2 protein-coding genes are annotated in these 5,880 nt (G+C 71.4%); both read left to right on the forward strand.

Going from position 1 to position 5,880, the window contains the following annotated elements; translation table 11 throughout:
* The first annotated feature begins 102 nt into the window (after nucleotides 1-102).
* Complete coding sequence (locus ACWDR0_RS34290; RefSeq protein WP_456355747.1) at nucleotides 103-3,816, forward strand: SDR family NAD(P)-dependent oxidoreductase; 3,714 nt, start codon at nucleotides 103-105, stop codon at nucleotides 3,814-3,816.
* A gap of 28 nt (nucleotides 3,817-3,844) precedes the next feature.
* Nucleotides 3,845-5,880: type I polyketide synthase (locus ACWDR0_RS34295; protein ID WP_456355748.1), on the forward strand; the 2,036-nt coding region annotated here is incomplete at its 3' end.

Consider the following 5,880-nt stretch of genomic DNA (forward strand, 5'->3'; position numbering starts at 1 on the left):
GAGGTGGTGGAGGGTCGTGGGGTTGTGGTGGGGACGTTGCGGCGTGGTGATGGTGGGTGGCGGAGGTTTGTGGAGTCGGTGGGTCAGGCGTGGGCTGGCGGGGTGGACGTCGACTGGGACGCGGTGATCCCGGCGGGCGGAAAGACCGTCGGACTGCCGACGTACCCCTTCCAGCGCGAGTACTTCTGGGCTGCCCCCGACACCTCGACGGCCGATGTCACCACCGCCGGACTGGAAGCCGTCCGGCATCCCCTGCTGGGCGCCGCGGTGTCACTGGCCGGTGGTGAGGGTGTGGTGCTGTCCGGTCGGCTGTCCCTGCGGTCGCATCCCTGGCTGGCGGATCACGCGGTGTCGGGCACGGTCCTGCTGCCGGGCACGGCCTTCGTCGAACTCGCCGTCCGCGCGGGCGACGAGGTCGGCTGCGGCGAAGTGGAAGAACTCACCCTCCACGCGCCCCTCGTCATCCCCGCACAGGGCGATACGGACCTCCAGCTCACCGTGGCCGCGCCCGATGCCCACGACCGGCGCGCCCTGGAGATCCACGCCCGTGAAGGCACCGGCCCCTGGACTCTCCATGCCTCCGGCACCCTCGCCGAAGCCGGCTCCGTACCTGCCGAAGCAGTGCAGTGGCCGCCCGAGGGAGCCGAGCCCGTCGACGTCGGGGGGATGTACGAACGGCTCGACACAGCCGGGTACGGCTACGGGCCCGCCTTCCAGGGCCTGCGGGCCGCCTGGCGGCACGGCGACTCCTTCTATGTCGACGTCGAACTGCCAGGCGGGAGCTCCGCCGACGGATTCGCCGTCCATCCGGCCCTGCTGGACGCCGCCCTGCACGGACTGGGTATCGGCGAACTGCTGGCCCCGACGGAAGACGTCCGGCTGCCCTTCTCCTGGTCCGGAGTCCGCGTCCATGCCACCGGAGCGTCCGCGCTGCGGGTGAGGCTCCTTGCCGCGGGCCCCGAGACCGTCACCCTCCTCGCCGTCGACGGCGAGGGATATCCGGTCGTGACGGCCGAGGCACTCGCCATGCGGCGTACCCGGGGCGGTATCGCGGCGAACACGGCCGCGGACGCGCTGTTCCGCGTCGACTGGACACCGCTGGACCTGACGGGCGACGGCCCGGACGAGACGGCGTCCGACCTTGTGATCCACGAATGCCCGAGCGGGGCCGAGGTACGTGCTGCCGTGACCGGAGCGCTCACCGCGATCCGCGGACTCCTGGCCGACGGGGACAGGCCGGACGCCCGGCTGGTCGTGGTGACCCGGGGCGCGGTGCACGGCCCGGACCGCGATCTCGCCCAGGCCGCAGTCTGGGGACTGGTCCGGTCGGCCCGCGCCGAACATCCCGGCCGTTTCGTCCTGGTTGATACCGACGGCTCGCTCCCGGCGGCCGCGGTCGTGGCCACCGGCGAGCCCGAGATCCTGGTACGGGAGGGTACGGCCGAGGCACCCAGGCTGGCCCGGGCGGGCACCGGCGAACCGGCCCTGCCCGAAGGCCCCTGGTATCTGGCGCCGGACGGCAGCGGAACGCTGGAGGGGGTCCGCCCGGTGCCCCGGGAGGACGGGGAGCCGGGTCCCGGCGAGATCCGGCTGAGGGTGCATGCCGTCGGCCTGAACTTCCGCGACGTACTCCAGTCCCTGGGCATGTACCCGGGGGAGGCACGGCTCGGCGGCGAAGGCGCCGGTGTGGTGGTCGCCGCCGGCCCGGGGGTGGATCTGGTCCCGGGGGACCGGGTGATGGGCCTCTTCACCGAGGGCCTCGGTACGTCGGTGGTGGTGGACCGGCGGTTGGTGGTGCGGGTGCCTGTGGGGTGGTCGTTTGTGGAGGCTGCTTCGGTGCCGGTGGTGTTCTGTACGGCGTGGTACGGGTTGCGGGACCTGGCGGGTCTCCGGTCCGGGGAGTCGGTGCTGGTGCATGCGGCTGCGGGTGGGGTGGGGATGGCGGCGGTGCAGCTCGCCCGGCTCTGGGGCGCCGAGGTCTATGGCACGGCGAGTGCGGCGAAGTGGCCCGCGGTCACGGCGCTCGGGGTTGCTGAGGGGCGGGTGGCGTCGTCACGCGACCTGTCGTTCGAATCCGCGATCCGTGAGGCGTCCGGCGGCGGTGTCGATGTGGTCCTGAACGCCCTCGCGGGTGAGTTCGTGGACGCGTCGCTGCGGCTTCTGGGACCTGGCGGCCGGTTTGTGGAGATGGGCAAGACCGATATCCGGGACGCGGCCGAGGTGCTGCACGCGTCGGGGGTGGCGTACCGGGCGTTCGATCTGGCGGAGGCGGGTCCGGACCGTATTCAGGAGATGTTGCTGGAGCTGGTCGGGTTGTTCGAGCAGGGTGCGCTTCAGCGGTTGCCGCTGACCGTGCGGGATGCTCGCGAGGCGCAAGGTGCTCTGCGGCTGATGTCGCGTGCCGGGCATATCGGCAAGGTCGTTCTCACTGTCCCGCAGTCTCTGGACGGTTCGGGGACGGTGCTGGTCACCGGTGGTACGGGTGTGCTGGGCGGGCTGGTGGCCCGGCGGCTGGTCTCCCGGCACGGCGTACGGCACCTGCTGCTGCTGAGCCGCAGCGGAGCCGAGGCCCCGGGCGCACAGGTACTGGTCGACGACCTGCGGGAGCTGGGTGCCGAAGCAACGGTGGTGGCCTGTGATGCCGCCGACCGGGAGGCCCTTGCCGCGGTCCTGGCCGCGATACCCGACGAGCATCCGCTCAACGGCGTCGTTCACGCCGCGGGTGTGCTGGACGACGGTCTGGTCGAGTCGCTGTCGGCCGGGCAGATCGACCGGGTCCTGGCGGCGAAGGCCGATGCCGCCGTCAATCTCCATGAGCTGACCGGGGACCTTGCCGCCTTCGTTCTCTTCTCCTCCGCGGCCGGTGTCCTCGGCGGTGCCGGACAGGCCAACTACGCCGCCGCGAACACGTATCTGGACGCCCTGGCGGCCGCACGGCAGGAGCAGGGCCTCCCCGGCACCTCCCTCGCCTGGGGCTTCTGGGAACAGCGCACCGGCCTCACCGCCCACCTCGACGAGGGCGACGTGGCCCGGATGGCCCGCGGCGGTGCGATCGCCCTCCGTACGGACGAGGGACTCGCGCTCTTCGACGCGGCACTCCGCAGCAGCGCGTCCCTGCTGGTGCCGACCCGGTTCGACCTGGCGGCCGTACGGGCCGCCGGCGACGTGCCCCACCTGCTCCGCGGACTCGTACGGGCCACGACGGCCCGGCGCACCGCCGCGGCACTCGGGGCCGACACCCTGACGAAGCGGCTGCGCGTCGCCGACGAATCCGGCCGGGAACGGATCCTCCTCGATCTGGTCCTGGACCACGCGGCGGCGGTCCTCGGTCGGCCCGGCGGCCGGTCCATCGGAGTCCACCAGGCTTTCAAGGAGCTGGGCTTCGACTCGCTGACAGCCGTGGAACTGCGCAACCGGCTCGGGGCGGCCACCGGACTGAGGCTGCCGTCCACGCTCGTCTTCAACCATCCCAACCCGATGGCGCTCGCCGCGCTGCTCCGCACCCGGCTGGTACCGGACGGTGCCGGGCCCGCCGCGGACGGCGGCCGGGCCGGGGATCCCGCCGGGGATTCCGCCGACGCGGAGTTCCGTGCCGTGCTCGCCGCGATACCCCTGGCCCGGCTGCGGGACGCGGGCATCGTCGATGCCGTCCTGCGTCTGCGGGAGACGGCTCCGGACGACGGACCCCCCGCCGGAACGACAGGTGACCCCGGTATCGGCGACCCCGGTGCCGACGGTCTCGGTACCGACGGTCCCGGCGTCGACGACCTCGGCATCGAAGACCTGGTGAAGCGCGCCCTGCACGGCACGAACTAACGACCGACTTCGGGGAGCAGAAGACACGATGGCGACTTCTACCGAACAGCTCGTCGAAGCCCTGCGCGCTTCGGTCAAGGAGAACGAACGGCTCCGGCAGGACAACCGCAGGCTCGCCGCGGCGCCGCGCGAGCCGATCGCGATCGTCGCCATGGGGTGCCGGTTCCCGGGCGGGGTGTCCTCCCCGGAGGACCTGTGGGACATGCTGGTCTCCGGCCGGGACGCCGTGTCCGGCTTCCCGACGGACCGCGGCTGGGACCTGGACGAACTGTTCGACCCCGACCCGGACCGGGCGGGCCGGTCCTATGTGAAGGAAGGCGGCTTCCTCCACGACGTCGCCGAGTTCGACGCGGCGTTCTTCGGCATCTCCCCCCGCGAGGCCCTGGCGATGGACCCGCAGCAGCGGCTCCTCCTGGAGACGTCGTGGGAGGTCGTCGAGCGCGCCGGAATCGCGCCGGGCTCGCTCCGCGGCGGCCGGGTGGGGGTGTTCACCGGGCTCTCCGGCCTGGACTACGTCGCCGCCATGGCCGATGTGCCGGAAGGCGTCGAAGGCCATCTGGTGACCGGGAACGCGGCGAGCGTGGCATCCGGCCGGATCTCGTACTTCCTGGGGCTTGAAGGCCCTGCGGTCACGGTGGATACGGCGTGCTCGTCGTCGCTGGTGGCCCTGCATCTGGCGGTGCAGGCGCTGCGTAACGAGGAGTGCTCACTCGCACTCACCGGCGGTGCCATGGTCATGTCCACCCCGGGCCTCTTCGTGGAGTTCAGCAGGCAGCGGGGGCTGGCGAAGGACGGTCGCTGCAAGGCGTTCTCGGCGGCCGCGGACGGAATGGGCGCGTCCGAGGGCGTGGGGATGCTGCTGCTGGAGCGGCTGTCGGACGCGCGGCGCAACGGTCATGAGGTGCTGGCCGTGGTCCGCGGCTCCGCGGTCAACCAGGACGGCGCGTCCAATGGACTCACCGCGCCGAACGGTCCTTCGCAGGAGCGGGTGATCCGGGAGGCGCTGCGGTCGGCGGGGCTTTCGGCGTCCGAGGTGGATGTGGTGGAGGCGCACGGGACCGGGACGAAGCTGGGTGATCCCATCGAGGCCGAGGCGCTGCTGGCCACCTACGGAAGTGGTCGGGAGCGCCCGGTACTGCTGGGCTCCGTGAAGTCGAACATCGGCCACACCCAGGCGGCCGCTGGTGTGGCGGGTGTGATGAAGATGGTGTTGGCGATGCGGTACGGGGTGGTGCCGAAGACGTTGCATGTGGGTGAGCCGACGGCTGAGGTGGACTGGTCGGCGGGTGCGGTGGAGCTGGCGGTGGAGGCTCGGCCGTGGGAGACGGAGGGGGGCCGGCCGCGGCGGGCGGGTGTGTCGTCGTTCGGGATGTCCGGGACGAACGCGCATGTGGTGCTGGAGCAGGGGCCTGAGAGCACGGCTGCGGAGTCTGTTGCCGCCGGGCCGGCTTCCGACGCGATGACTGCGCCTGTGGTGCCGTGGATTCTGTCCGCGCGTTCCGCCGAGGCACTGAAGGAGCTTTCCGGGAATCTCGCCGCCCATCTGGCGGACCGTCCCGGTGTGCTGCCGGTGGATGTGGCGCGGTCGCTGGTAGAAACCCGGTCCCCGCTGCCGTACCGGGCCGTGGTCGTGGGATCCGAGAAGGACGAACTCCGTACTCAATTGGAATCCGCCGGAGCGGATCGGCATGCTCCGGACTCCGGTGTGCCGGTGGTGTTTGTGTTTCCGGGGCAGGGGTCGCAGTGGGTGGGTATGGCGGTGGAGTTGTTGGGTGTGTCGGGGGTGTTTGCGGAGTGGATGGGTGAGTGTGATCGGTTGTTGCGGGAGGTGGCTGGGTGGTCGTTGTTGGAGGTTTTGGAGGATGAGAGTGGTGTGTTGTTGGGGCGGGTTGATGTGGTGCAGCCGGTGTTGTTTGCGGTGATGGTGTCGTTGGCTGCGGTGTGGCGTTCGGTGGGTGTGGTGCCGTCTGCGGTGGTGGGTCATTCGCAGGGTGAGATTGCTGCGGTGGTGGTGGGTGGTGGGTTGTCGTTGGTGGATGGGTTGCGGGTGGTGGTGGAGCGTTC

Source organism: Streptomyces sp. NPDC003691 (genome assembly GCF_053981115.1).